The organism is Lacihabitans lacunae, assembly GCF_042649125.1.
In the GTDB taxonomy this organism is placed as follows: Bacteria; Bacteroidota; Bacteroidia; order Cytophagales; family Spirosomataceae; genus Leadbetterella; species Leadbetterella lacunae.
Window position 1 is genome coordinate 4,041,129 of the sequence record NZ_JBHRYQ010000001.1, and the last position, 26,597, is coordinate 4,067,725.

Annotated in this window: 23 protein-coding genes and 1 tRNA gene; 12 read left to right on the forward strand and 12 right to left on the reverse strand. The window is 37.9% G+C overall.

Annotation, left to right across the window (positions count from 1 at the left end):
* Positions 1-11 precede the first annotated feature (11 nt).
* On the forward strand, positions 12-1,904 hold the full coding sequence (locus ACFOOI_RS17340; RefSeq protein ID WP_379839302.1) for an amidophosphoribosyltransferase: 1,893 nt from the start codon (positions 12-14) through the stop codon (positions 1,902-1,904).
* A gap of 10 nt (positions 1,905-1,914) precedes the next feature.
* Here the strand turns inward: ACFOOI_RS17340 and ACFOOI_RS17345 are convergent, their stop codons facing one another.
* On the reverse strand, positions 1,915-2,094 hold the full coding sequence (locus tag ACFOOI_RS17345) for a hypothetical protein (protein ID WP_379839303.1): 180 nt from the start codon (positions 2,092-2,094) through the stop codon (positions 1,915-1,917).
* Between the two features lie 134 nt (positions 2,095-2,228).
* On the opposite strand from ACFOOI_RS17345, the gene ACFOOI_RS17350 reads away from it, so the two are divergent.
* The 3 genes from ACFOOI_RS17350 (at position 2,229) to ACFOOI_RS17360 (ending at position 4,962) form a co-directional block, all read left to right on the forward strand.
* On the forward strand, positions 2,229-2,966 hold the full coding sequence (locus ACFOOI_RS17350) for a hypothetical protein (RefSeq protein ID WP_379839304.1): 738 nt from the start codon (positions 2,229-2,231) through the stop codon (positions 2,964-2,966).
* The gene (gene hemH, locus ACFOOI_RS17355) at positions 2,963-3,985 is read left to right on the forward strand and encodes a ferrochelatase (RefSeq protein WP_379839305.1); all 1,023 of its coding nucleotides are present in this window, start codon (positions 2,963-2,965) and stop codon (positions 3,983-3,985) included. Before ACFOOI_RS17350 ends, hemH begins: the two co-directional genes overlap by 4 nt.
* Before the next feature lie 83 nt (positions 3,986-4,068).
* On the forward strand, positions 4,069-4,962 hold the full coding sequence (locus tag ACFOOI_RS17360; protein ID WP_379839306.1) for a PE-PGRS family protein: 894 nt from the start codon (positions 4,069-4,071) through the stop codon (positions 4,960-4,962).
* A 54-nt stretch (positions 4,963-5,016) separates the two neighbouring features.
* On the opposite strand, the gene ffh is transcribed toward ACFOOI_RS17360, so the two are convergent.
* Together ffh and ACFOOI_RS17370 are read right to left on the reverse strand one after the other, a co-directional pair.
* The gene (gene ffh / locus ACFOOI_RS17365) at positions 5,017-6,333 is read right to left on the reverse strand and encodes a signal recognition particle protein (RefSeq protein WP_379839307.1); all 1,317 of its coding nucleotides are present in this window, start codon (positions 6,331-6,333) and stop codon (positions 5,017-5,019) included.
* 192 nt (positions 6,334-6,525) lie between these two features.
* Positions 6,526-6,906 carry a DUF3244 domain-containing protein gene (locus ACFOOI_RS17370; protein WP_379839308.1) on the reverse strand — a complete coding sequence of 127 codons (381 nt, stop codon included), beginning with the start codon at positions 6,904-6,906 and terminating at the stop codon, positions 6,526-6,528.
* A 607-nt stretch (positions 6,907-7,513) separates the two neighbouring features.
* On the opposite strand from ACFOOI_RS17370, the gene ACFOOI_RS17375 reads away from it, so the two are divergent.
* Positions 7,514-9,205 (forward strand): OmpA family protein, encoded by a 1,692-nt coding sequence (locus ACFOOI_RS17375; RefSeq protein WP_379839309.1) that lies wholly within the window; start codon positions 7,514-7,516, stop codon positions 9,203-9,205.
* A gap of 128 nt (positions 9,206-9,333) precedes the next feature.
* Here the strand turns inward: ACFOOI_RS17375 and ACFOOI_RS17380 are convergent, their stop codons facing one another.
* On the reverse strand, positions 9,334-9,708 hold the full coding sequence (locus ACFOOI_RS17380) for a hypothetical protein (RefSeq protein ID WP_379839310.1): 375 nt from the start codon (positions 9,706-9,708) through the stop codon (positions 9,334-9,336).
* Between the two features lie 397 nt (positions 9,709-10,105).
* A complete protein-coding gene (locus ACFOOI_RS17385; protein WP_379839311.1) occupies positions 10,106-11,611 on the reverse strand; it encodes a M20/M25/M40 family metallo-hydrolase in 1,506 nt (501 codons plus the stop codon).
* 155 nt (positions 11,612-11,766) lie between these two features.
* Here ACFOOI_RS17385 and ACFOOI_RS17390 point away from each other — a divergent pair, with 155 nt between their 5' ends.
* From ACFOOI_RS17390 to ACFOOI_RS17405, 4 genes are read left to right on the forward strand one after another with little or no spacing between them, the layout of a single operon-like run.
* Positions 11,767-13,248, forward strand: coding sequence for an acyl-CoA synthetase (locus ACFOOI_RS17390; protein ID WP_379839312.1), 1,482 nt, complete (start codon positions 11,767-11,769; stop codon positions 13,246-13,248).
* A gap of 7 nt (positions 13,249-13,255) precedes the next feature.
* A complete protein-coding gene (gene madL, locus ACFOOI_RS17395; RefSeq protein WP_379839313.1) occupies positions 13,256-13,612 on the forward strand; it encodes a malonate transporter subunit MadL in 357 nt (118 codons plus the stop codon).
* Positions 13,609-14,382 (forward strand): malonate transporter subunit MadM, encoded by a 774-nt coding sequence (gene madM / locus ACFOOI_RS17400; protein ID WP_379839314.1) that lies wholly within the window; start codon positions 13,609-13,611, stop codon positions 14,380-14,382. Before madL ends, madM begins: the two co-directional genes overlap by 4 nt.
* Before the next feature lie 26 nt (positions 14,383-14,408).
* The gene (locus ACFOOI_RS17405) at positions 14,409-15,419 is read left to right on the forward strand and encodes a phosphotransferase (RefSeq protein WP_379839315.1); all 1,011 of its coding nucleotides are present in this window, start codon (positions 14,409-14,411) and stop codon (positions 15,417-15,419) included.
* A gap of 15 nt (positions 15,420-15,434) precedes the next feature.
* On the opposite strand, the gene ACFOOI_RS17410 is transcribed toward ACFOOI_RS17405, so the two are convergent.
* The 4 genes from ACFOOI_RS17410 to ACFOOI_RS17425 form a co-directional block, all read right to left on the reverse strand.
* The gene (locus ACFOOI_RS17410; RefSeq protein ID WP_379839317.1) at positions 15,435-16,181 is read right to left on the reverse strand and encodes an NYN domain-containing protein; all 747 of its coding nucleotides are present in this window, start codon (positions 16,179-16,181) and stop codon (positions 15,435-15,437) included.
* A 102-nt stretch (positions 16,182-16,283) separates the two neighbouring features.
* A tRNA-Arg gene (locus ACFOOI_RS17415) sits at positions 16,284-16,355 on the reverse strand.
* 80 nt (positions 16,356-16,435) lie between these two features.
* On the reverse strand, positions 16,436-17,686 hold the full coding sequence (locus ACFOOI_RS17420) for a glutamate-5-semialdehyde dehydrogenase (protein ID WP_379839318.1): 1,251 nt from the start codon (positions 17,684-17,686) through the stop codon (positions 16,436-16,438).
* A 130-nt stretch (positions 17,687-17,816) separates the two neighbouring features.
* On the reverse strand, positions 17,817-19,508 hold the full coding sequence (locus tag ACFOOI_RS17425; protein WP_379839319.1) for a carboxylesterase family protein: 1,692 nt from the start codon (positions 19,506-19,508) through the stop codon (positions 17,817-17,819).
* A gap of 291 nt (positions 19,509-19,799) precedes the next feature.
* On the opposite strand from ACFOOI_RS17425, the gene purD reads away from it, so the two are divergent.
* The 3 genes from purD to ACFOOI_RS17440 all read left to right on the forward strand — a co-directional run bounded on the left by purD (position 19,800) and on the right by ACFOOI_RS17440 (position 23,149).
* A complete protein-coding gene (purD, locus tag ACFOOI_RS17430; RefSeq protein WP_379839320.1) occupies positions 19,800-21,089 on the forward strand; it encodes a phosphoribosylamine--glycine ligase in 1,290 nt (429 codons plus the stop codon).
* A 99-nt stretch (positions 21,090-21,188) separates the two neighbouring features.
* A complete protein-coding gene (locus tag ACFOOI_RS17435; protein ID WP_379839321.1) occupies positions 21,189-22,679 on the forward strand; it encodes a PSP1 domain-containing protein in 1,491 nt (496 codons plus the stop codon).
* Complete coding sequence (locus ACFOOI_RS17440; RefSeq protein WP_379839322.1) at positions 22,676-23,149, forward strand: gliding motility lipoprotein GldH; 474 nt, start codon at positions 22,676-22,678, stop codon at positions 23,147-23,149. Before ACFOOI_RS17435 ends, ACFOOI_RS17440 begins: the two co-directional genes overlap by 4 nt.
* Before the next feature lie 79 nt (positions 23,150-23,228).
* Here ACFOOI_RS17440 and ACFOOI_RS17445 read toward each other — a convergent pair whose 3' ends face one another.
* The 3 genes from ACFOOI_RS17445 to ACFOOI_RS17455 are packed head-to-tail and all read right to left on the reverse strand — an operon-like array spanning position 23,229 to position 26,559.
* Positions 23,229-24,773, reverse strand: coding sequence for a S10 family peptidase (locus ACFOOI_RS17445; RefSeq protein WP_379839323.1), 1,545 nt, complete (start codon positions 24,771-24,773; stop codon positions 23,229-23,231).
* A gap of 18 nt (positions 24,774-24,791) precedes the next feature.
* Positions 24,792-25,517 carry a LytR/AlgR family response regulator transcription factor gene (locus ACFOOI_RS17450; RefSeq protein WP_379839325.1) on the reverse strand — a complete coding sequence of 242 codons (726 nt, stop codon included), beginning with the start codon at positions 25,515-25,517 and terminating at the stop codon, positions 24,792-24,794.
* Complete coding sequence (locus ACFOOI_RS17455; protein WP_379839326.1) at positions 25,507-26,559, reverse strand: sensor histidine kinase; 1,053 nt, start codon at positions 26,557-26,559, stop codon at positions 25,507-25,509. The genes ACFOOI_RS17450 and ACFOOI_RS17455 overlap by 11 nt, the downstream gene beginning before the upstream one ends.
* Positions 26,560-26,597: the final 38 nt, after the last annotated feature.

Genomic DNA, 26,597 nt, shown 5'->3' on the forward strand with positions numbered 1-26,597 from the left:
TACTTTTTATTATGAGCGACGCGATCAAACATGAATGTGGCATTGCCCTCATTCGTCTCCGTAAGCCACTTGATTATTATATCGAGAAATATGGCTCTCCATTGTATGCAATCAATAGATTGTATGTACTCATGGAAAAACAAAGTAACCGAGGCCAAGATGGTGCCGGTGTTGCCAATGTCAAAGTGGAAGTTCCACCGGGTAGTAGGTATATAAGCAGATACAGATCTGTAGAAAACCGTCCGGTAGTTGACATTTTCAAAAAAATCAACGAGAAGTATTTAGACATTCAGAAAAATTTTCCGCACAGGTTAAAAGATGCCTCATGGCTTCAAAAAAACGTTGCGTTTTCTGGGGAAGTGTGGCTAGGCCACCTTAGATACGGAACTCACGGTAGAAATGAGATAGAAAACTGCCACCCGATGCTTCGCCAAAGTAACTGGAGGAGCCGAAACTTGGTTTGTGCTGGTAACTTTAACATGACCAATGCCGATGAACTTTTTAGAAAGCTAGTTCAACTCGGTCAGCATCCAAAAGATCAAGGAGATACCATTACGGTATTAGAAAAAATCGGACATTTCTTAGATGAAGAAAATCAACGTGTTTTTGAGCGTTTCAAAGGAATATATGAAAATCCGGCACTAAGTGATATCATTGAAGACAACATGGATATTCAGCGTGTGTTGCATAGGGCCTGTCGAGATTTCGACGGAGGGTATGCCATGGCTGGAGTAACAGGTTTTGGAGCGGCTTTTGTGGTTAGAGACCCTGCAGGAATTCGTCCGGCGTATTATTGGGCAAATGACGAAGTGGTGGTAGTAGCTTCCGAAAGACCGGCTATTAAGGCTGCATTCGGAGCAAAATATAATGAGATAAAGGCTATAGAACCGGGCAATGCTTTAATTATAGATAAGCACGGGGAGTTTGGTGAATTTAATATACTGCCTCAGGAAGAAAAGAAATCGTGTAGTTTTGAAAGGATATACTTCTCTCGTGGCTCAGATCCTTCTATTTACAAAGAGCGTAAAGCACTGGGTAGGTATCTTATACCTCAGATACTAAAAGAGGTAAATTATGACTTGGAGAATACCGTATTTTCTTACATACCGAATACCGCCGAAGCTGCTTTTTATGGCATGGTAGAAGGTGTGGAGGATTATTTGGCCGAATGGCGTAAAGAAAAAATCAAAGCGGGAAACTTAAGCGACAAAGAACTTGATAAAATCTTGGACTTTAAGCCAAGGTTTGAAAAGTTAATCTCAAAAGATGTAAAACTTCGTACGTTTATCACCAACGATGAAGACAGAAGCGAGATGGTTTCGCACGTGTATGAAATGACGCATGGAGTTATTAGAAAAGGAATAGATACTTTGGTGGTAATAGATGACTCTATTGTTAGGGGAACTACCCTTGAGAAAAGTATTTTGAAGTTATTGGACAAACTTGGCCCAAAAAAAATAGTGATAGTTTCGTCAGCACCACAAATCCGATTCCCGGATTGCTATGGTATAGATATGTCGAAAGTCAAAGAGTTTGTAGCATTTAGAGCTATGCTTGGTTTGCTTAAAGACAGAGGGATGGAGTATTTGAAAGAAGAAGTTTATCAAAAAGCCATCGAGGCCCAAGAAAACGGGACTCTTCGTAAGCAAAACTTTGTAAAAGAGTTATTTGAGCCGTTTACAGACGAAGATATTTCGAGAAAGATTGCCGAAATCATTAGACCAGAAGACATCAAAGCTGATGTGGCAGTAGTATATCAAACTGTGGAAAACCTGCACCAAGCCTGTCCTAAAGATTTAGGCGATTGGTATTTTACTGGAAACTATCCAACCCCAGGTGGAAATAAGGTGGTTAACCGAGCATTTATAAACTTTATGGAAGGTAAGCTCGTAAGGGCTTACTAAACCTTTTGGTTTATTTTGAGTTATTACTCTTGATTTTCGTTTCCTGAGAATTTTTTTTGAATTTTGGAAGTGCATAAATATTCGCCGTAAGCTCTTTTATACCTATGAGGTTAAAAGCTTCCTTGATACCAAAAATAGGAGCGTTAGATATAGATTCCATTTTCATACTGTTGTTACTTGAAGGTGTCATTTTTAGCATTTTTAAAAGATTGAAACAAAGTTAATGCCATTTAGCGAAAATTCGCAAAAATGGATAAAAAAATTATTAAACGGTTTTCGCTGATGATTTACGAACAAAATAAACATTTTAAAAGTCAAAAAAATATGACAAGCCTCATCTCGAAAAAATACAGTTTTGTGCTATTTTTAATGTTTTTGGTCACTTTTAAAAGTTTGGCACAAGATTCTGAAATAAGCAGAATTAAAGCGGATGTATTAAAAGCCATGGGAGGCCAAAAAGCATATGACAAAACGCGGTATATTTCTTGGAATTTTTTCGGCGGCAGAAATCTGATTTGGGATAAACATGAAAATCGAGTTAGAATTGATCTTTCTAAGGAGAATACTACGTATATACTTAATATTGGCAAAAATACAGGAATGGTCTTAAAAGACGGAGTAGAAATGACGGCTCCTGATAGTGTAGCAAAGTACCTTGAGAACGCTCGTAAAACATGGATAAATGATTCGTATTGGTTGGTGATGCCGTTTAAGTTAAGTGACTCGGGAGTTACCTTAAAATACCTTGGCCATCAAAAAACTGAGGATGGTTCTGATGCTGAGGTATTAGAAATGACATTTGCTAATGTGGGTGTTACTCCTGAAAATAAATACCATGTGTTTTTTGATAAAAATAGCCATTTGGTGTCTCAGTGGAGCTATTTTGCCAATTTTGCAGACGAAAAGCCAAGATTTACCATGCCTTGGAAAGATTATAAATCTTACGGCAAAATCATGCTTTCGGGCAATCGTGGCGTAAGACAACTTTCAGACATTAAAGTTTTTGATAAATTACCAGAAACTATTTTTAATACATTTACAAAACCTGATTTTTTAAAGTGATAGAAGATTTCAAAACCGGAGTTTTATTGGTTAACCTTGGAACACCAGACTCACCCTCGGTAAAAGACGTTAGAAAATACCTAAGAGAATTTCTTCTTGACGGTAGAGTGATAGATATTCCCGCACCTATAAGATGGGCATTAGTCAATTTAATTATTGCCCCTTTTAGAGCACCCAAATCGGCCAAAATATATAAAGAGTTGTGGTTAGAAGAGGGTTCTCCTCTTAAGATTTTTGGTTTACACAATGAAAAAGCTCTACAAGAAAAATTAGGAGATAAGTATGTGGTAAAGCTTGCTATGAGATACCAAAGCCCGTCTATACAAGATAAGTTAAACGAGTTTCAGGTTTCAGGTATAAAGCGACTAATTGTAGTACCGCTTTTCCCACATTACGCCTCAGCCTCCACAGGCTCAGTGTATGAAAAAGTGATGGAGCTGCTGTCTAAATGGCAAGTGATGCCTGAGTTTTCTATTGTAAATTATTTTTATCACCACGATAAATTCATCGAAGGCTTTGCTGTAAATGCTGAAAAGCACATGGCCACCCAAGATTTTGAACATTTTGTGTTTAGCTATCACGGCTTGCCTGAGCGACAAATACGCAAAGGAGATTGCCACAGTGTATGTCAGTTTGGTTCTTGTTGTGATACCATCACGCCTAAAAACCAACATTGTTATAGAGCACAGTGTTTTGAAACTACAAGGTTATTAGTAAAAAGGCTAGGACTTAAAGAAGGGACTTACACCACATGTTTCCAATCACGACTTGGAAGCGACCCATGGATAAAACCATACAGTGACTTCGTAATTCGTGATCTTGCCAAAAGCGGTGTTAAAAGCGTTTTAGCATTCTCTCCTGCGTTTGTATCTGACTGCTTGGAAACCACTATTGAGGTAGGCGAAGAGTACAAAGAGATTTTTGAGGAAAACGGTGGCGAGCACTGGCAATTGGTAGAGAGTCTGAATGATTCTGAAAACTGGATTAGTTTATTAGAAGACCTTGTGTTAGAAAAATAAGGCTTTAGGATTATCTTTGCAAGCGAAGGCCAATAAAGACCTATTGTTTTCGTTTAATCCAGTAAAGTTAATATTCCGTCATTTTGAAAAAAAGCATCTTATTTCTTCTTTGTATTGGGTTAAACTCTTGTTTTTTATTTCCAAAAGACCCTACTCCAATAGTAGTAGAACCTAGTTTGCCCAGTTTTGCAGATACACCTTTGGTTTTGCCTGTAACGGGAGGGCTTTTGGATGAGGCCTCAGGAGTGGCTCGTTCTACCACTTTTTCAAATGCACTTTGGATCATTGAAGATTCAGGAAACAAGCCAGGCCTACACTTGTTAGGTACAGATGGTACTTATAAGAAATTCGTTGATTTTAGAGGAAATAACCGCGACTGGGAAGACCTCGCATCAGGCCCTGGCCCTACAGAAGGTGTTAACTATGTATACGTTCCCGATATAGGGGACAATAACGTGGTTTACCCAGAATATTACATTTACAGATTTCCAGAGCCCACGGCTAATCAATCGGTTATAGATAGTTACGAAACCATTAAGTTTAAATATCCGGGAGGGGTTTCCTATAATGCAGAAACCTTGCTGCTGGACCCAAAGACTAAAGACTTATACGTAATCACCAAAGATCAGTTTAACGTCCGTGTGTATTATCTGAAATACCCACAGCCAATCAATACAAGCTTTGAAGCCGAATACTTAGGCGACATTCCTTATTTCCAAATGACAGCAGGAGATATTTCTCCAGATGGCACTGAGATTTTATTAAAAAACTACTTGGCGGTTTATTATTGGAAAAAGAAAGATTCAGAAACGTTTTATCAAACACTAAAAAGAAACAGAGATATTGGAGCTCCATATTTTAGGGAGCATCAGGGCGAGTCTATTTGTTGGGATATTAACGCTAAAGGATATTATACAATTAGCGAACGAGGTGATCAGGCTAAAATTCCAGATCTGTATTACTATTTCAAAAAATAAAGGGTCTCTTTGAATTCAAAAAGACCCTTCGGTTATATTTTAATTGATTGAAAATCAACCAAACATCTTCATTTTTCCGCCTGGAGACATCTTGTTGAATTTCTTCATCATCTTTTTCATTTGCTCAAATTGCTTCAGTAGGTTATTCACTTCTTGAATACTTCTACCAGCACCCGATGCTATTCTTTTTCTTCTATTTCCATCAATAATGTCGGGCAATTGTCTTTCTTTTGGAGTCATAGACTGTATAATAGACTCAATAGGCTTAAACGAATCATTGCTGATATCTACGTCTTTTACAGCTGCTCCCATTCCCGGTATCATGCCCATAACGTCTTTGATATTACCCATTTTTTTGATTTGCTGTAGTTGCCCTAAGAAATCGTTGAGATCAAAATTGTTCTCACGCATTTTCTTGTTAAGCTTCTTAGCTTCGTCTTCGTCAAATGCTTGTTGGGCTCTTTCTACCAATGAAATAACGTCACCCATACCCAATATTCTGCTCGCCATACGGTCGGGGTGGAAAACGTCAAGGTCTTCCATTTTCTCTCCCGTACTCATAAACTTGATAGGCTTTTCTACCACAGTACGGATAGATAAGGCAGCACCACCACGCGAGTCACCGTCTAATTTGGTAAGTACAACACCGTCAAAATTTAAACGCTCGTTAAATGTTTTGGCAGTATTAACGGCATCTTGACCGGTCATGGAATCAACCACAAACAATATCTCAGAAGGAGTGATAGCTTTTTTGATGTTTTCTACCTCGGTCATCATGACTTCGTCTACAGCCAAACGACCGGCCGTATCGACTATTACGATGCTTTTTCCTTTGGCTTTAGCGGCTGCCAAACCATTTCTAGCAATCGAAACTGCGTCTTTGTTTTCTGGTTCGGCGAATACATCTACGCCTATCTGCTCTCCCAAAACCTGTAGTTGGGTAATGGCAGCAGGTCTGTAAACATCGCAGGCAACTAGCATTACTTGTTTGCCTTGCTTTTTTAGATAGCTCGCAAATTTTCCTGAGAATGTAGTTTTACCAGAACCTTGAAGACCTGCGATTAATATTACGGCTGGAGATCCTTTAAAGTTGACGGTTTGGGTCATGCCCCCCATTAGTTCTTGAAGCTCTTCTTGAACTATTTTTACAAAAAGTTGTCCAGGCTCTACAGCAATCATTACCTTACGGTCAATTGCTTTTTGTTTTACCCTGTCGGTTACGTCTTTGGCTACTTTATAGTTAACATCGGCATCCATTAGAGCCCTGCGAATTTCCTTTACAGTACTCGCAATGTTCACGTCTGTGATTCTACCCTTACCTTTTAGGGTTTTAAAAGCACCATTTAATTTATCTTGAAGATTCTGAAACATATTATCTTAGTGAAATTCTTTTTCTAAAAACACAAATTTAAGCAATACCAAGGATATACTTGAATATATTGATTCTAAAATTAAATAATACGGATGTCAATTTCTAGGATTCATTTAAATTAATGGCAATTTTAGGTACAAAAAAACCACCAAGCGTTTGCTCAGTGGTTATTTTTAGTTTGTTTGCTAGTCTTAGTTAAGCTCAGATACAGTTCTTTTAACTTCAGTACTGATTTTGAAAGATTTAACAAGTTTCTCTGAACCGTTAGCGATTTCAAAATAGTAGTTTCCGTCAGCTAAATCTGATAAGTCAAATATTTTTGAAAAATCTTCTGATTTAGAAGCGTATTCTGTATGCATTACGTCACCGTTTTCGTTTTTGATTGTGATAGTTGCTTTGCTTGAAATGTTAGCTACTACCAATTTAAATTTCATTCCCGCAAGTGGCTTAAGAAGAACTTCGTTTTCGATTGAGTTCAACGTTACGATTTTTAAACCGTCAAATGCGAATGAAGTGTTTGCAGAAAATGATACTCCCACCAATACTGCCAATGTTAAAATAAGCTTTTTCATAATTTTCTTTGTTTTTTAAAGTATTTCTTGTTTTGTTACTAACGTAATTTCTAAAGTATTTTGCTTTTTTGTTGTTACAAAGGTATATAAGCCACTGTTAACTTGTACGTTAAGATTTTTGTGGTTGGTAAAGTTCTCTACAGGATGCCACGCAAATATTGGAATAGTACTATGATTTGAAGAAAAGTGCAAGCATTCATTTAAAAAATACAAGGTTTTTTAAGCTTTTTTGAAAATAAGCAATATTGTTAATTTTATATTTTCATATAACTCAATTGTGCTTTTGAGAAGATTTGTCTTGGAATTATTATATTTCGGAAAGTTGAATAAATTTTGATGTAATATTTGGGTAACATCTGTACCTATAAATTTAGTTAGATGCTATAGAAAATGCAATTTTCAAAGTTAGGATTCTTTGTTTTTGTCAAAAGTTGGGTGTAATGAATGCTTATTTATCTACTGCTTTTTTAAATAAAATGGACTTTAAGTGACTTTTTTCCTAAATAAAAATCATTATTATTGAATTATTTCGTATCTATATTGATTCCATTTCGCTTATTTTTACATTCTAATAAAAAAAACGCTTACCTTTTAACGTGCCCTTAAGATGACTAGACAACTAACAACTACTAGAATTCCGCTATTACTACTATTTGTATTATTTAGCGTGGTCCTTCAAAAACCTTTATTTGCTCAAGAATCTGTTTTTAAAAAAAATGGCTGGGCTATTCAAGGTTCTGGTGGGGTGGATCAATTAAAAAAAGAATACGCCAATGGTTATAATAGTAGCCTTCGAAATGGATTTTATGGTGAGCTTGGCGTTCAAAAACTATGGAGGAATGTTGGACTCGAGTTATCCACTAGATATTATGCTAACAAAACACCAAATTTTGACTCAACTGGTATTTCACAAAAAATGCTCAGTCAAGGTTTTTTAGCTTCCGACTTTACACAGAAAAATACTTCGCTTCAGCGTGCCTCTATCAGCCTTGGGCCAGTGTTTAATTTGCCGTTTCTAAAAGAAAAAGTATTTGTACAAATAAGTGCCTTAGGTGGTGTTTCTGTTTTTAAAGATGGATTTTCTCTAACAAATGAATCGTCTACTGTTGCGGTTTTAGATAGAGGATATGCTACAAAGTCGTCGCTTACGCCAAGTGGGCGAGCCAATTTTAAGATAGGCTATAACATTACTCAAAAAATAGCCATAGCGGCTAATGCGTATTATACCTATTATTTTAATTCAAGTCAATCAAGTGCTTTTTATGATATAAATAAAGCCCAAGTAGAAAACACAACCTATAGTAATAGTTCATATGGAGCAGGTTTAACTTTAAGCTATAATTTTGGTAAAAAGACGGTGGTTGAGTCAAAGAAATTGGCACCCGTCATTCCTCAAAAAATGGTGAATGTAACCATGCGAGATATTCAAACGGGAGAGCCATTAGTAAATGCCAAGGTAAAACTAATGGGTGATAATGGTAAAATATTTAATTCGGTTACAAACGAACTTGGAGAGGCGGTTTTTGATAGTATTCCACAAGCCAGATATCGCATAACAGGTTTGCTTAATGACATCGCCAGCACCGAAGAGGAGATTTTTCCTACGCAGTTTGACTTACCAGGGAAAGGAATCTATTTAAAACTAGACCATAACGACCCAAGGTTTACACTTAAAGGATTTACCGTAAACAAAACTACTCAACTCAGAGAAGGAAAAGTATATGTGGTGTTAACAAACCTCAAAACCAACGTGGTAAAGCAAGTGGTTTCTGAGCAAGGGACAGGCGAGTTTAGTTTTCAAATAGAAGGAGACACAGACTATTCGGTCTTTGGAAGAAAAGACATGTATATTTCTGAAATAGAAAATGCAAGTACCAAAGGTTTGGAAAGGAGCACGGTTTTGTATGTTAAACTGGCGTTACCTTTAGAGCAAGCTGAGACTGGAAAGGTGATAAAATTAGAAAATATATACTATGACCTAGATAAGGCCGATATTAGAGAAGACGCTTCGCGTGATTTAAATAAGTTGGTGCAGTTTATGGTTGATAATCCAAATGCTAAAATTGAGTTAAATGCCCATACCGACTCACGAGGAACAGCTGAATATAACATGATTTTATCTCAAAAAAGAGCCGAAAGTGTGGTAGAGTTTTTGACGAATCATGGAATTTCTTCAAATCGACTAATAGCCCGTGGTTATGGAGAAAGCAAACTTACCAATGCCTGTGCAGACGGCATACCATGCAGCGAGGAGTTTCACCAAGCAAACCGCCGTACCGAATTTATGGTGATTGAATAAAATATTTGCTCCGGAGATTATAAAATTTAGAATAGCATTAAAACATAAAAGAGCCCACTGAGAAATCAGTTGGGCTCTTTTTCAAAGGTTTCAAGTTTCGGTAAATCCTACTTTAACTATCTAGTTGCTTACTGAGGTGTAGCAGTTCTAGTGGTTTTTGTAGAGATTTGAAAAGGCTTAATCATCTTTTCGCTACCTGATACTACTTCGAAGTAATAACTTCCATCTGGCAACGCAGATAAATCAAATACTTTTAAAAATGAGCCGCTTTTAGAGACATATTCCACATGGAAAACTTCCCCTTTTTCGTCCTTTAAATATATGCTTGATTTATTCTGAAGATTGTCTGCTTCTAATTTGAATTTTAAGCCCTGTAGAGCTTTCACTTTTAAATCGCCTTTTGCTTCTGTAAGCGAAACGATTTTCATGTCATTGTTTGCGAGCGTGGTAGTGGCAGCTGATACTCCCATCAAGACTGCTACTGTTAACATTAACTTTTTCATAATTTTCTTTGTTTGTTTTCTTTTTCGGAAAAATTTTAATCTTAGTTTATTACTTAGTTTATTTTGCCGTATCTGAAAACCTTTGATGTTGCAAACTTACGCAACAAATTGAATACGTGTCAATTAAGAAAATGTTAAGTCGGTAATGTTCATCGTTAGGTGCTATGGTGAAATTGGAATAGTACTATAGTTAGTTCAAAAGTGATAGCATTCGTTAGAAACGTCCAATTTTTTTGCCAAAATCTATCGTGTTGCTTTTTGTAGAAGACTAAGAAAAGTGTAGCACTATGATTTTAGAAAGTTAAAAATCATATTCAAATAGTCCTAAAAATGATTTTTTGCTATTTTTTGAATTAAATAAAAGTCTCAAAAAAAGTTTAATTCTATAAAAAAACGCTCAAGGTTTTTGGGTCAAAATAGCCAAACACATTCGTATTCCTTCTTCATAATTTCCCACACGAAGGTTTTCATTGGGGCCATGAATGTTATTGTCAGGGTTTGGAATACGGATAGAGACTGCTGGCACTTGCAAGGTTTCTATAAACGACGCCATAGGCTGCGAACCTCCGGTGAGCCTTACTTTTACATGCCTATCCACTGCTCTGTCCATGGAATTGCTTAGCCAAGTACCTATCGGTGATTCCATGGGCGTTCTAAATGGCAGCGAACCTTCTTTTATTTCAAAATTAGCGAGTAGGGGATATTTAGCTCTTTGCTCGTCTGTGGGCAGCCCTTTAACAATCGTGACTCCAGACGCAATCAGATATTCACGTAATAAATTCAGTTGCCTCTCTCCAGGAGTTTCTGGTACTAACCTCATGTCTATTTCGGCTATTGCCAGGTTTGGTATCGTGGTTCTGACTTCTTTGCCTACCCATGCCGACCGCAAACCTCTAATGTTTAAACTCGGGTATTGCATGGCTTCTTGGTAGCTGTCTCCTACTTTTTCTTCTTGTGCTATGCCAAGTCTCTGGTTTAGCGAGTCTTTGTTTTCGGGTACCAAGGCAAAGCCTTTCTTGTCTTCATCGCTTATGAGCACCCCATCATAAAAACCAGGAATGGTTACTTTGCCGTCTTTGTCTTTCATGCCTGCCAAAAGTTGAGCTAATTTGAAAGCCGGATTAGGGGCATAGTTTCCGTATTGGCCGCTGTGTAGGTTTTCTTTGGCTCCATATACTGTTAGAGTAGCGGTAGCTATTCCTCTTGCACCAAACATTAGCGTGGGTATATTTGAGATGTGTCGCGTACCATCCATTATCATTAATCGGTCAGCTAAAAGTAGCTCTCGGTGGCTTTCTACCAGTTCAGCAATAGTGGGGGAGCTGAGTTCCTCCTGAAAATCCATGATAATTTTAATGTTAAAATCAGGACTGATATTTTTTTCTTTACAAATTTTTAGTGCGGTAATAAAACACATGGCTGGGCCTTTGGAGTCAGAAGCCGAGCGTGCAAATATTTTATAATTTGGGTCAATGCCTTTTTGACTTAAAGTTTCCCAGGAAATTTTATTTCCGAAGGCATCTTTTAGTTGAGGCACAAAGGGGCTCTCTTGATCCCAAGCCGTGGGGTCTACAGGTTGCCCGTCTATTTGAAGGTAAAACAAAACGTTAGGGAGGTTTTTGTTTCTTATTTTTTCAGCATATAAATGCGGAATTCCTCTCGAAACTATGGTTTGCGTATTAAATCCAAGTTTTTTGAAGGTGCTGTCGCACCACCTAAGGTTTTGGTTTATTTGGTCGGGGTAGTTGCCGTCGTTAGGTAATTTCAAAAACTCCTTATAAGTGTTTAAAGAGCCCAAAAGTTCTGATTTTGTATAATCATTGATTTGTTTTTTGTTTAAAAGCTGCGAATAGCTTGTGGTACAAAACAGAAGAAAGACGAAAGGGCTTAAGATTTTAAACATGGGTTAGGAATAAATATTTACTTGAATTTAGCTTTACTTTTTGTTTTTTTTCGAAAAAATCTCCGAATTATTTAAAAGGGCAATTTCAAAACAGGTCACTTTTTTGAAAATAAACCTATAAATTGGGTATTCAATTCAATCAATACTATTTAAATATGCTGCAAATCGTTGAGAATGCGAAGAATCATTTGTCGAACATCGCAATTAAAAGTAACGAACTAAGTTACACCTATCAAGATCTTTTAACTGTCTCTCAAAAATATGCTACAGGTCTATTGGCCGATTCAAAAAATCTAATGGGTGCCCGAGTGGCATTTATGGTTGACCCTGGGTTTGATTATGTCGCCATTCAATGGGCCATTTGGCAAGCAGGCGGGGTGGCAGTGCCGCTTTGCATCAGTTATCCTTTGCCCTCGCTACGGTATGTTTTAGAAGACACCGGTGCAGCTATTGTGATTGCTACGCCCAATTATGAAGAAGTACTGAAGCCTTTAATCGAAGAAAAAACATTTAGATTTGTTTCAAATGAAGAGTTAAGTAAAGCTCAGGCAGCTGAGTTGCCAGAAATAAGTCGCGACCAAAACGCGATGATACTTTACACAAGTGGTACCACAAGTTTACCCAAAGGCGTGGTTACTACCCATAAAAACTTGGAGGCACAAATTAGCACTTTGGTGAGTTTTTGGGAATGGTCAGCCAAAGACCATACACTTTGTATTTTGCCACTTCACCATGTGCATGGCATTGTAAATGTGATTTCGTGTGCGTTGTGGTCAGGAGCCGCGGTTGAGTTTATGGAGAAGTTTAGTCCAGCAGCTGTTTTTGATGTTTTCATGAAAAATGAATTGAATGTTTTCATGGCTGTGCCCACCATTTACTATAAACTGATAACTTATTGGGAGCAGCAAAATGAAGAAACCAAGGTCGAGATATTCAAGAACTTATCTGCTTTCAGACTAATGGTTTCGGGTTCTGCGGCATTGCCGGTTTCGGTTATGGAAAAATGGAAAACGATATCAGGGCATACGCTTTTGGAGCGTTACGGTATGACAGAAATAGGCATGGGGGTTTCTAACCCTTACAACGGAGAGCGGAAAGCCGGATATATTGGGCAGCCATTGCCCGGAGTTTCAGTAATATTGGTAGACGAAGATTATAAAGAAGTGGAGATGGGGCAGCCCGGCGAAATTTTAATAAAAGGCGATAACGTGTTTAAAGAATATTGGGGTAAACCCGAGGCAACTCAAAAAGCATTTACTCCAGACGGATGGTTTAAGACAGGCGATGTGGCGGTTTATGAAGAAGGATATTTGAAAATACTGGGGAGAGACTCTATCGATATTATCAAGTCGGGCGGATATAAAATATCGGCTTTAGAGATAGAGGAAGTACTAAGAAAACACCCTGAAATCAAAGATTGTGCGGTTATAGGCGTGCCAAACGAAGAATGGGGTGAGCTTGTAGCAGCGGCCGTAGTTTTAAACAATCAAAACATTAACACAGATGAACTTAATGATTGGATTCGCGATTTGATGCCTGCTTACAAAACACCGCGTAAATACTTGGTCATTGAAGATTTGCCAAGAAATGCAATGGGCAAAGTGACCAAGAATGACCTCAAAACCCTATTTAAATAAAATCTAAATGATCATTTACGGTGTAGGAATCTTGGCTTTTTCGTTTTTGATGGGGCAGTTTATTGGCGAATCGCTTGGGCATTGGCTCGGGATTAATGCCAATGTAGGTGGCGTGGGCTTTGCCATGCTCATTTTGCTAACAATCAAAGAATGGTTTTTGAAAAAAGGATGGCTCGATAGTGCTTTTGAACAAGGCGTTGACTTTTGGAGCAAAATGTATATTCCAGTGGTTATCGCGATGTCAGCTTCTCAAAATGTCAAATTGGCGGTATCGAGTGGCTTTTTGGCCATAATAGTAGGGGTGTTGCCTGTATTTTTGGGTTTTGTATTATTTCCATTTTTGTTTAAAAAAGAAGTAATATGACAGAAATATTAAATAAACTACTAGATAAAAACAGTTTGATTTTTGGTTTTTTATTGATTGCCATTATTGTGTATTTGTCTGAGGTGGTTGCAAAAAAACTGGGGAAAGGTAAAGTCCCAGGTTCTGCATTAGCCATATTGGCGGGATTGGTTTTGGCATATTTCGGCGGAGTTCACACAAACGGCGAAAAAGGCTTGTCAGACATTCCACTTTTTTCAGGCTTAGGAGTGTTCGGTGGGGCGATGTTTCGAGACTTCACAATAGTGGCCACGGCCATGGGAGCGAGCTATCAGGTTATGAAAAAAGCAGGAAGAATCGGTTTAATCTCCTTATTGGTTGGTGTGGTATTGTTTTTTGTTACCGGAGTGGCAGTAGCTTGGGTGTGGGGATACCGAGACGCCGTAAGTTTATGCACCCTTGGTGCAGGTTCTTGCTCATATATTGTTGGTCCTGTTACAGGTGCAGCATTGGGTGCGTCGTCAGAAGTTATTGCCTTGAGCATATCAGCAGGCGTGGTAAAAGCCATAGCGGTTACGGTTTTTACACCCATAGCAGCAAAATATATCGGGTTAAATGACGCCAAATCGGCCATGGCATATGGTGGCATAATGGGTACTTCGAGTGGAGTGGCTGCTGGTTTGGCCGCCACAGACCCCAAATTGGTGCCTTATGGTGCAGTTACGGCTACTTTTTACACGGGTTTAGGTTGTTTGCTTTGTCCTTCACTGTTTTATATTGTAGTGATAAAAATCATCGAAATTTTTAGTTAGAAATAATAACAAGAAACGTTTATAATATGGGTTCTGAAATAAAATTTGATGCGATACATAGTATTTTAAATCCCAAAAGCTTGGCTGTTTGGGCGTCAGATTTGTATTTTAAGGGCGAAGATGTTCAATGTCAAATTCTCAAAACAGGCATTAATCATACCTATTTATTAAAAATTGGGACAGAAAAATATGTTCTTCGGGTTTATGTAAAAGATTGGAGGAGTAAAGTTGAGATAAATGAAGAGTTACGGTTTTTACTTAATTTAAAAAAAGAAGGTATCAATGTTTCTTATCCAATTACAAACGCACAAAATGAGCTAATAAATGAGTTGAATGCACCAGAAGGAGTTCGGTTTGCGGTTTTGTTTTCATTCGCTGAAGGCGACAAAATCAGGAGTTTGGGCAAAGGCCACTGCAATACAATCGGCAAAACCATGGCCAGTATACATGTCTCAAGTTTAGAATTAAATTTAAAACGCGTAAAATACAACTTCGCAGAGCTTTGTGAAAAGCCGATTTTAGCACTACACGGTTTTTTTGAGAAAAAACACCCCAGTATGCTCATTTTAGGAAAAATAGAATCTTACTTGAGGCCATATTTAAATTCAGAAATCATATCAGATTGCCCAACAGGTGCAGTTCATTTAGATATCTGGTATGACAATATGAATATAAATTCTGACGGAAAAGTAACGTTGTTTGATTTTGACTTTTGTGGAAATGGCCCGTTTGTACTTGATGTAGCGTATTTTTTAACCCAACTTTTTCATTCAGAAGCCGACAAAGACGTATATCTACAAAAGGCAGATGTATTTTTAAAAGGATATGAGTCTGTTAGACCCTTAAAACAACAAGAAAAAGATCTTATTGCACAATCGGGCATTGCGGTTTGGGTATTTTATTTGGGAGTCCAAGCCCGTCGTTTCGACGATTGGTCCAATATGTTTTTTACGGCAAACTACCTCAAACACTTTGTAGGCTTAATCCAAAACTGGGCAAACTACTACGAAATTGATTTTGATATAAAACAGAAATAATGAATAGCTTAAATATTAAGACTTTACACGCACATAGATATGCTTAATTCTTGAATTCTCCACGTCTCTTTCGTCTACCTCAATGTGATTTTTTAATGATTTCAATAGAGGCGTTAGCTTAGTGAAACCGTAGTTTCTTGCATCGAAATCTGGTTTTTTCTTCATCAGTAGACTACCAACTTCTGCCAAAAACGCCCAGCCGTTGTCGTCTGCGAGGTCATCAACGGTAGCTTTTATAAGCTTAATCAAATTGTTGCTCATTTTGTCAAACTCAGGTGTAGCCTTTGAGGCCGCAGCTTTTGGAGTTTTGGTTTCGTTTTTACCACTGATTATTTCGATGTAAATAAATTTATCACACGCAACTATAAACGGGTTAGGTGTTTTTTTCTCTCCAATGCCAATTACTAACATGCCTGATTCTCTCAGTCGGGTAGCCAAACGGGTAAAGTCACTATCGCTTGAAACCAAACAAAACCCGTCCACTTTTTCGCTATGCAAAATATCCATAGCGTCTATAATCATAGCCGAATCGGTTGCGTTTTTTCCTGTAGTATAAGAGTATTGTTGAATCGGAGTGATGGCGTGTTGCAAAAGTGCCGGTTTCCAGCCCGAAACAGTCGGTTTGGTCCAGTCGCCATATATTCTTTTAATAGTAGGCGTACCTAGCTTGGCAATTTCGTCGAGCATGCCTTCTATGTTGGCATACGGAATATTGTCAGCGTCTATTAGTACGGCAAGTTTAAGGTCATTGCGTCCTTTCATATTTGGTGGTTATTTTTTGGAGGAAGTAGGTTCTTCGTCTTTTATTTCAGAAATATACACATTAATGTAAACAAAAAAAGCTTCTCTGTAAAGAAGCTTTTGTGATCCCGCCAAGAATCGAACTTGGATCAATTGTTTAGGAAACAACTATTCTATCCGTTGAACTACGGGACCTTTCTCTGTTTAGGAATGCAAATTTCGCTAAAAATATGAAAACTTAAAAGTTTACTGAGTTTTCTTTCACTTTATATATTTTACCACCTTGTTTGTCCATTTCCTTTTAGCACCCATTTTTCGGTTACTAATTTCTCAAGAGCAAAAGGTCCTCTAGCATGAAGTTTTTGAGTAGATATTCCAATTTCAGCTCCGAGTCCAAACTGCCCACCGTCTGTAAACCTCGAAGAAGCATTGTGATAAACCGCAGCTGCGTCCACTTCACTGAGGAATGTTTCAGCCAACTCTTCATCCTGAGTAATGATTGCCTCCGAATGTTTTGATGAAAACTGGCTTATGTGCTCAAGTGCTTCATTAAGACCACTTACTGTTTTTATAGAAATTTTAAAGTCGAGCCATTCTTTACCGAAGTCCTCTGGTTTTGCTTCAAAAAGTCGATTGAAATTGTTTTTCTTAAAAATCGGATAAGCTACTACATCTGCATAAACCTCAATCTGATATTTGTCAAAACCTTCTTTAAGCAAAGGAACAAGGTGTTCTAAAACACTTTCATCCAAAATAGCACAATCAAGTGAATTGCAAACCGAAGGGCGAGACGCCCTTGCATTTATGATTATATCAGCGGCCATGTTGAGGTCGGCAGTTTTTTCTACATAGGTATGACAAACGCCCGCACCGGTCTCTATGCAAGGTATTTTTGAGTTTGCTCGAACATAATCTATCAGAGATTGTGAGCCTCTTGGTATTATCAAATCCACGAATCGGGTAGCAACCAAAAGCTCCGCAAGGAATTTTCTGTCTGTAGGTAAAAGTAGAACTGCTTCCTTAGCTATTCCGTTTTTTTCTAATGCTTCGTGTATAATTCCCACCAAACATGTATTTGAAAACGCCGCTTCTTTGCCACCTTTAAGCACACAAGCATTTCCCGACATCAAACAAAGGATTGCTACGTCAATGGTGACATTTGGCCTAGATTCAAATATCGTTCCGACCACGCCCATAGGTACCCATTTTTTGGTAAGCTGCAAGCCATTTTCTAAAGTCTTGGCAAAAGCTACTTCATTAGCCGGGTCTTTCAGTGCAGTTATTTCATTTATCGACTCTACCAAACCTCCAATTCTCGTTGGGTTTAATAGTAAGCGGTCATATTTTGGGTCGCTGGGGTCCATCAAGTCCAAGTCTTTTTTATTCTCAGCAATAATCAATGCTGAGTTTTGTACCAATAGGTCTGCCAAGTCAAGCAGCAAAGTTTGCTTTTGCTTGGTAGTCAGCCTTCTGACTTGTGCCGAAGCCTTGTGCGTAAGCTCTAAGAGAGGTAAAATGGTTTCCATCTTTTAATTTTCTTTGGACCGCAAAGTTCGTATTTTTTTTAAGCTTTTGCGTATTTTTTAATAATTGAACAAAAAAAGGTGTGCTTCTCATCAGAAAAGCACACCTTTAAGTTTTCCTTTTTGAAGGTTATTATGGCTTTTTGATATTCAGTTTATCTATATTTTCTAATAGTTTTAGCTTGTCTTCGGGGATAGACCAATTGTGCTCAAAAATACCCGTTGAAATCACATTGTTAAGTTCACCATCGTAGTAAACCCAGTCGCCGTAACCTGTCAGCTGACCGGCTTTGCCTGGAGTTCTAAGTCTTGCAAATGGTCCTTGGTCAAAAAGCGGTATTTGCCAAAATGGAATTCCTGAGTTAATCAATATATATTTCTTCCCGTTTGGATACACAAAGGTTAGGCCTGCTTTCGAGCTGCTTTCTTTTTTTAGCTCCATCGGTAGTTTGTCTGCATATTTGGCTATCAAACTGTTGGTTTCTTTTGTGCCAAACAACACCAGGTTTGATCTTTCTATATCGTTAGGTCTAACTTCTTGGTCCGTCAAAACTCTTGGAAACACCATCACTCGGCCCATAAAATCTCCGCGGCTATAACTCCACTCGGCAGCAGTTTCGGCTACAGCCTTTCTTTTTTCTAGTTCTTCTTTGCTTGGATTGTCAGTGGTACCGTATACATATATATGCCTATCTCCAAAAACCTCCGTCATTGGACCTTCGGTCATTGCATTTTTCTCTTTGTCAGAAAACTCAGGTTTGCCTACCATCCATTTGCCATTGTTTTTTATCAAAATTTGGCCATTTGTAAGTCCAAATAGTGGCACGTTTTGGCCGTCTATGTTTAAGGCCAATGATTTTTTTGGGTTGTAGTTTGAGTGCCCATTTAGGTTCATTTCAAGTGCTAGTACGTTTTCTGTTTTTATGTCGAGCATATTTTTATTCTTAAAAAAAGCTTCGATTGTGGCTGTTTTACCAACCTCCATATCTCTGATTTTTAACCAATACGCACTGCCATATTTTATTTGCTGGGTAGTAAACTTTATTTTGTTTGGAAACGGGTCTCTTTTGTATTTGCTAAACCACGAAAATATAAATTCGTCTACGTAGGCGTTGTTCCAGCTGTCATGTTTTACTCCTGCATATTCGGTGTAATCTATTTTGCCGCCAGCTTTTTTCATGTCTTCCACCCATTTACGAGTAGCTTCTGGTTTTACTACGGGGTCGGCTCCACCTTGAAATATATATGCTCTAAGGTTAGAGGCATTGTCAATATATTGGGCAGTTTCTGTAGGAGGTGCTGGGCAAACTGGTGCTATGGCAGCCCATATGTCAGGTCGTGTAAGGCCAATCCATAGGGTTCCGCCGCCACCCATCGACAGTCCGGTTAAGTAAGTTCTGTTTTCGTCTATGTGAAATCGTTTTTTCACATCAGCTAACATGTCCATTACGTCTTTCTCGGCTATTCCTTGGTAGCCCATGGTACCTCTCGCTAGTGGGCTAACCACTATGTAATCCACACTTTTCCATTTCGGAAAATAAGTGCTTGCTTCTACGTCATTTTCATTATTAAAATTGCTCTTGCCAAATACGCGTCTCATCGCCAATCGGTGATTTGAGCCAGCTCCATGAAGCATAACTACCAAAGGGTATTGTTTTTTCTCGCTAAATTTTTTAGGAATATAAATGGCATAAGGCTGCTCAGTGTCGTCTACGTCTGAATGGAAACTAAGTACCTGTGGGCCACTCTTTAGAGTTTGGGCATAGGTATTTGTAAATGTAAATAACAAAAATAAACCTATGAGTTTTTTAGAAAAGCTATTCATGATAAGGTTTTGTGAAAATCGAAAAATTAAGCGTACTGGGTGTTTGGTTTTGTTTCAAAAAAGTGCAAAATGGATATTGTCTTATCTACACATTTGAGTTCGAAAATTATAAAATGTTTTAATGCTTTCCAAAGTTACCTTATTTTTAGGGTAAATGATTTTGGTTTTTCATCTAAAAGTTAAGAAAAATGGTATTTAAAAAAATATTGGAGGGCATTATTTTTAATCATTTTTTTTTAAGCGGCCGCAAACTCCTATTTTTGTCATTTAAAAAAATAGAAACTTACGGAAATGAATATATTAATTATAGGTTCAGGTGGAAGAGAGCACGCTTTTGCATGGAAACTTTCTCAAAGCAAGAAATGTGAAAACCTTTTTGTTTTACCTGGAAATGCAGGCACAGCTCAAATCGCAAAAAATATAGATGCTCAAGTAGACGACTTTGAAGCCATAAAAAATGTGGTTTTGGAGCAAAATATAGGAATGGTGGTTGTAGGCCCTGAAGATCCATTAGTAAAAGGGATCGTTGATTTTTTTAAAGCGGACAAAAAGCTCAAGAAAGTAAGAATAATAGGGCCAGATGCAGCGGGAGCAAGATTAGAAGGGTCAAAAGATTTTTCAAAGGCGTTTATGCAAAAACACGGCGTGCCTACTGCTTTTTCAGAAACTTTCACTAAAGCCACTTTAGCAGAAGGTTTGGCGTATTTAGATAAACAAAATGGCCCATACGTGCTTAAAGCAGACGGTTTAGCTGCCGGAAAAGGTGTAATAATAACAACATCAAAAGAGGAAGCAAAGCAAAGTTTAACCGAAATGCTCACTGAAGGGAAATTTGGTGAAGCAGGAGATAAAGTTTTGGTTGAGCAATTTTTAGAAGGAATAGAGCTTTCGGTTTTTGTACTTTCCGACGGAACAAATTATGTGATTTTGCCGGAGGCCAAAGATTACAAAAGAATAGGAGAAGGAGACACAGGTCTCAATACTGGTGGTATGGGGGCGGTTTCGCCGGTGCCGTTTGCTGATGCGGACTTTATGGCAAAAGTAGACAATTTAGTAGTGAAACCTACAATGGCCGGTCTTAAAGCAGAAGGGATTCATTACGTTGGCTTTATTTTTATTGGTTTAATGAATGACAAAGGAAATCCAATGGTGATTGAATACAACGCCAGAATGGGAGATCCTGAAACCGAAGTGGTGTTGCCTAGAATCAAGACTGATATGGTACGTTTGTTCCAAGCAGCTGCTGACGGCAAATTAGATAAAATCAAACTTAGTATCAATCCAAAGTCTGCTGTAACTACCATGGTGGTGGCAGGCGGCTATCCTGAGGGGTACAAAAAAGGTGACCTTATGGAAATTCCTGAAGCGGAAAAAGATACTGTGGTGTTTCATGCAGGCACTAAATTAACTGAAAACGGCGTGGTTACAAATGGTGGTAGGGTTATTGCACTCACCGGAATGGGCCGTACGATGGCGGCTGCTTTGAAGAAATCTCAAAGAATGGCTCGAAATATTAAGTTTAAGTCAAAGTATTACCGAAAAGATATCGGAAAGGATTTAATGAATTATTTTGAGAAATGATTAGCTTTGTTTTAATTAAAAAAATGTAGAACCTTAGATCTCGACCTTGTTTTAGTCAAATTTGACGCCCAAAGGCGAGTATATATATAGATAGAATTTATGGCTTGTGGACAATGTTCGACGGGTGGATGTGGCAGTATAAAGAAAGTTGACGACGAAAAATCTAATCATAAATCAGTAAGTGGATGTGGTAGTGCTGGCGGATGTAGTTCCGGCGGATGTACCAAAATGAATAGTTTCGATTGGCTTTCTAATATGGAAACTCCAAAGTCGGGCCGATTTAATATAGTAGAAGTTAAGTTTAAAGGGGGAAGAAAAGAGTATTTTAGAAATAAAAAAGGACTCGAACTTTTCACAGGAGATTATGTGGTGTGTGATATGCCTACGGGGTATCACATTGGCACGGTTTCGCTTCAAGGGGAGCTGGTTCGTTTGGCTATGATAAAGCGAAACGTAAAAGATGATGATGAATTAACAAACCTGCTGAGAGTTGCCAACGAAAAAGACATCGAAAAGCACAATCAGGCTATAAATCGTGACCTAACGGCCATGTATCGTACCCGTGAAATATGCAAAGAACTTAAGCTCAATCTTAAACTTTCAGAAGTAGAATTTCAGTCAGATAATTCAAAGGCTACTTTTTACTACTCTGCAGACGATAGAGTAGATTTTAGAGAGTTAATAAAGCTATTGGCTGGAGAGTTTAAGGTAAGGATAGAAATGAGACAAATAAGTCTCAGACAAGAAGCAGGTAGAATAGGTGGGCTTGGCTCATGTGGAAGAGAGCTTTGTTGCTCTACTTGGTTAACTGACTTCAAAGCCATTCCTACGGCTGCCGCTCGATACCAAAATCTTTCGCTAAACCCAGCTAAACTTTCGGGTCAATGTGGACGACTAAAGTGTTGTCTAAACTACGAGCTTGAAACCTACATAGACGCTATCCGAGATATTCCGGTAGTTGATAGGCCGCTTCAAACCGAAAAAGGAGATGCCACGGTTCAGAAAACAGATATATTCAGAAGAATAATGTGGTTTAGTTATCCAAACGAAACCAACTGGTATCCAATCTCTTGTAGTCAGGTAGATGAGATTATAAAAATGAACAAGGCAGGCAAAAAACCTGTAGGTTTAGAAAACTTGTTAGAAATAGGGGATATGGAGCAGGCTAAACCTGTTCGTATTAACAATGACCTCGAAAAACTCGACAAGAAGTATCATACCAAGAAAAGACCAACGCGAAATAAAAATAGCAGAAGGGATAATTCAAACTCTGGATCAGATTCACCTCAGGCTCAACAGCCAGCCGCACAGTCTGCTCCTGACAACAGACCACCGAGAGGGCCAAGACCGCCGCGTCCGCCAAGACCAAAAGGTCAAGGTCCAAGACCAAATCCGAATGCAAATGCAAATCCAGCATCGGATTCAGTTAAGCCGAACACTAACCCAAATCCTAGGCCGCCGCAAACACAGCCACAAGGTAACCCGGTAGCATCAGCTGATGGAGGTGCAGCACCAGAGCGTAAAAAGAACAATAACAAAAGGAGAAAAAATAGGAATAGACCTCCGCAAAACAATTCAAGTAACGAATGAAAAAGGTAGTTTTGTGGTTTGTGGTAGCCATCTCTACCATAGCATGTGAAAGCAATCCGGGCTTTAAAGAAATAAGGGATTTTAAAAAATCAGAATGGAAAATTGCTCACAAGCAGACTTTTGAATTTGAAATAAAAGATATACAGAAAACATACGCTTTCAATTATTTGATTCGTACTTCTGTTTCATATCCTTTTTTTAATTTATATCTCAATGAAGCCCTAACGGGACCTGATGGAAAACAAGTCTCAACCTCTATGGATGAGGTGATATTGTTTAACGAGAAAACCGGTAAACCTTATGGCGACGGACTCGGTGATATTTATGACAATAGGGTGCCTATGCCGAAGTTAGTAAAATATAAATTTGATAAGCCAGGTAAATACAAGCTTTCTATAGGGCATAACATGCGACCAGACCCATTGACGGGCATTATGTCTATTGGTTTAGAAATAGTGGAGGCAAAATAAAAATTAAATAATAGCACATAAAAAAAGGGAGTCGAATTAAATTCAGCTCCCTTTATTGTATTTAAAACCTGTATAAAAATTAATATTTCGCAGGCTGGTTTGGTGCTGGCGTACTATTCTTGATAAACTCTCTCAAGTCTTCGTTCGCTTTTTGGAGGTCTTCTTTTCTCAAGTACATCATATGTCCTGATCGGTATCCCTTCCAGCTCATGCGTTCTTTAGTTTTGCCACTTGGGTCCATGTGCCATAGGTTATACTTGGCATTAAAATAATCACAAGCACCGTCATAATATCCAGACTGATTTAATACTTTTAGGTATGGGTTGGCGGCCATAGCTGCTCTAAGGTTTTCTGCTACGTTTACCTCATCACGTTGCCATGGGTGCACCGGTCCAAACATAAAATATCGCAAGTCAGTCTTGAAATTTAATTCTTCTCTCAAATACATGTTTATAGGAGGCGTAAACGAATGTAACCACGAAGATAACTCTGCATTAAATTCAGGCCTTTCACCGGCGTCTTTTGAGTCAATTCCTTTAAATCTCGAGTCTAGTCTTCCTATAGTAAAGCCTTGGTCTCTTAATAATTCTTTCCAAAATAAGTTAACGCTTACGTCAAGGTTATTCTGTAAATAAACTTTTTCTGATATTCCTGTGTATTTAGCCATTTTGGCGGCTACTGTTTTCTTTTCGCTTTCGGTTATAAAACCACCTTTGGCCATGGCTGGAAGTAACTCTTCAATTGTGAATTCTTCTACTTCAGGCAAAAAAGCTTCTAAATCTTTACTTTGTAAACCAGGCTCTAGTGTTTTATGATACCAAGCTGTAGCTGCAAAATATGGAATACGAAGAGCCGCTGCATTCGCTTCGTCTCTGCCAATACCAAGGTCAGTTGGTGAAACCAAAATAACGCCATTCAGGTACATCCAATGTGAGTTCTGAAGTTCCAATGCAAGTCCTGACACACGGGTGGTACCGTAGCTTTCGCCAATCAAATATTTTGGTGAAGCCCATCTGTTTGAACGAGAAACGAATGTATTTAGCCAGTCAGCCAAATATTTAATATCTGCTTTTACGCCAAAAAACATAGATTTAGGTGCGTCTTTGTCTATTATTCTTGAAAAACCAGTATTTACAGGGTCAATAAAAATAATATCGGCTACATCCAAAATTGAGTACGGATTGTCTTTGTAACCGTAAGGCTGAAGTGGGTACCCTTCGTCGTCAATATTCAATATTTTTGGTCCTGTATATGCCATGTGCATCCATACAGAAGCGGTACCTGGTCCACCATTAAATGAAAATATAATTGGTCTTTTGGCTTTGTCAGAAACATCCGATCGCTCGTAATACGTGTAAAAGCAGCTGGCCACTATTTTACCGTCTTCGTCCCAAACGGGTATGGTACCTACAGTGGCAGTATATGGAACTTTTTGACCTTTAACCGTAATTTCCCCTTTAGATTCCTGCTTCATGTCAGGGTTAAGGGTTCTGCTTGCATCAGGTACTGACACTTTTGCAGGTTTAGCTTCGGTACTCGTAGGAGTGGCGGGGCTTACTTTTTTTTGGCTAAAAGAGCTTATGCTAATTATGCCAAGAGCAAATAGTAAAAGCGTTTTTTTCATAGTTTAGTTGATAAAAGGTTACTTGTTATAGTTAATGGCTTGTAAAAGGTTTTCCATGTTGGTATCACTTACTGGAATCTCAAATTTACCAATCGTGATTCTATGGTTTCGGATAGATTCGATTTTGTCTAGGTTAACAATAAAAGACTTTTGCACCCTTAAAAAACTCTTTGAAGGTAATTTTTCTTCAATTCCTTTTAATGTTGATTTGGTCAAAATAGGGTGAACTGCATTGTTTACATATATTTTTATGTAATCTTTTAGTCCTTCTATATGGCTGATTTGGTTAAAGTTAATTCTAACCAAAGAGTACTCTACGTTTACAAAAATATAATCAATCGGCTCAGCGTCGCTGTCTGTATTTGCTGGCAAAACCATAGATTTGTATACTTCTTGAACTTTTAAAACTGCTTTGGTAAAACGTTCAAAACTCACGGGTTTCATGATGTAGTCCACCACCTGTAGGTTATAGCTTTCTACTGCATATTGGTCATACGCTGTCACAAAAACTACCATAGGTTTTTCTACTAAACTTTCAAGAAACTTGGTGCCGAGCATACCCGGCATCTGTATATCCAAGAAAATCAAATCGATGTTTTCGTTGTTTAAAACCTCCATGGCTTCCATGGCATTTTTGCAGGTTTTTACTAATTCCAAAAAAGGGATTTGGGTGATATATTCTTCGAGCATTTTGCGAGCTAAGCTCTCATCATCGACTGCTATACATCTAATTTTATGATTCATACTTGGCAATATTTTTTAGGTCAAGTTTTAATTTTGCATCAAAATATCCATTTTTTTCAACAATCTCTAAATTGTGGAGGTCTGGATATAATAATTCTATTCTTCTTTTAACATTTTTAAGTCCAATACCCGAGTTTGAGTCCTTTTGCTCCTTGGTTTCAGGGCCTATTTGATTTCTTACTACAAACTCGAAATTCTTTTCTCCTACTTTTATAAAAATATCGATTGTTGGGTTTTCTAAATAACCAACGCCATGTTTAAATGCATTTTCCACGAATGGAATTAACAACATAGGCTCAATTAATTTATTCGAAAAATCACCATTAATATTAACATTTATAGCCACGTCTTCTCCAAATCTCATTTTTTGAAGTTCAATGTAATTGTTCAAATATTGAATTTCTTTTTCTAAAGATACGTGTCTGTTTTCTGATTCGTAAAGCATGTATCGGATAAGTTCCGAGAGTTCTAAAGTTACTTTTTCTGCTTTGTTTGACTTGCTTCTGATTAAAAAAACGATGCTATTTAATACATTAAAAATAAAGTGTGGTGAGATCTGTGATCTAAGAAAAGAAAGCTCAGATTTTAACCTTTCGGCTTGTTCTTCTTGATTAATTCTCGTTTGTTTTATCATAAAAATAATAAAACCATAGAGTGTACTCATTGAAAGAATAAAAAGTACCGGAAAGAGCGTACGCGAGTCATAAATTTTGACCGGATATTTATCTACCAAGTAATCTTTGAAGAGATAATAAGTAAATAAGTAACCAAAAAATAACAGCAGTAAACTGATGATATACGAGGTGATTTGCCCTTTGGGTAAAAACTTGAAAATCAGAAATTCGGAATTAAAATAAAAAAACGGAATACTGAAAAACCCCAATGGGAGAATCGTAATCAAGAAATTGTAACGTTCTTCGTCACCATCTAACATCGAGTTAAGTATGGGAAGAATGAGCCAAAAGAACCAAAAAATTAAATGGAACAATGACCTAAATAAAAGGTCGGAAGAGATTTTTTTGCTTGCTATTTCTAATTTCATAGGTGATGAATAATATGCAAACATATATATAAGTAACT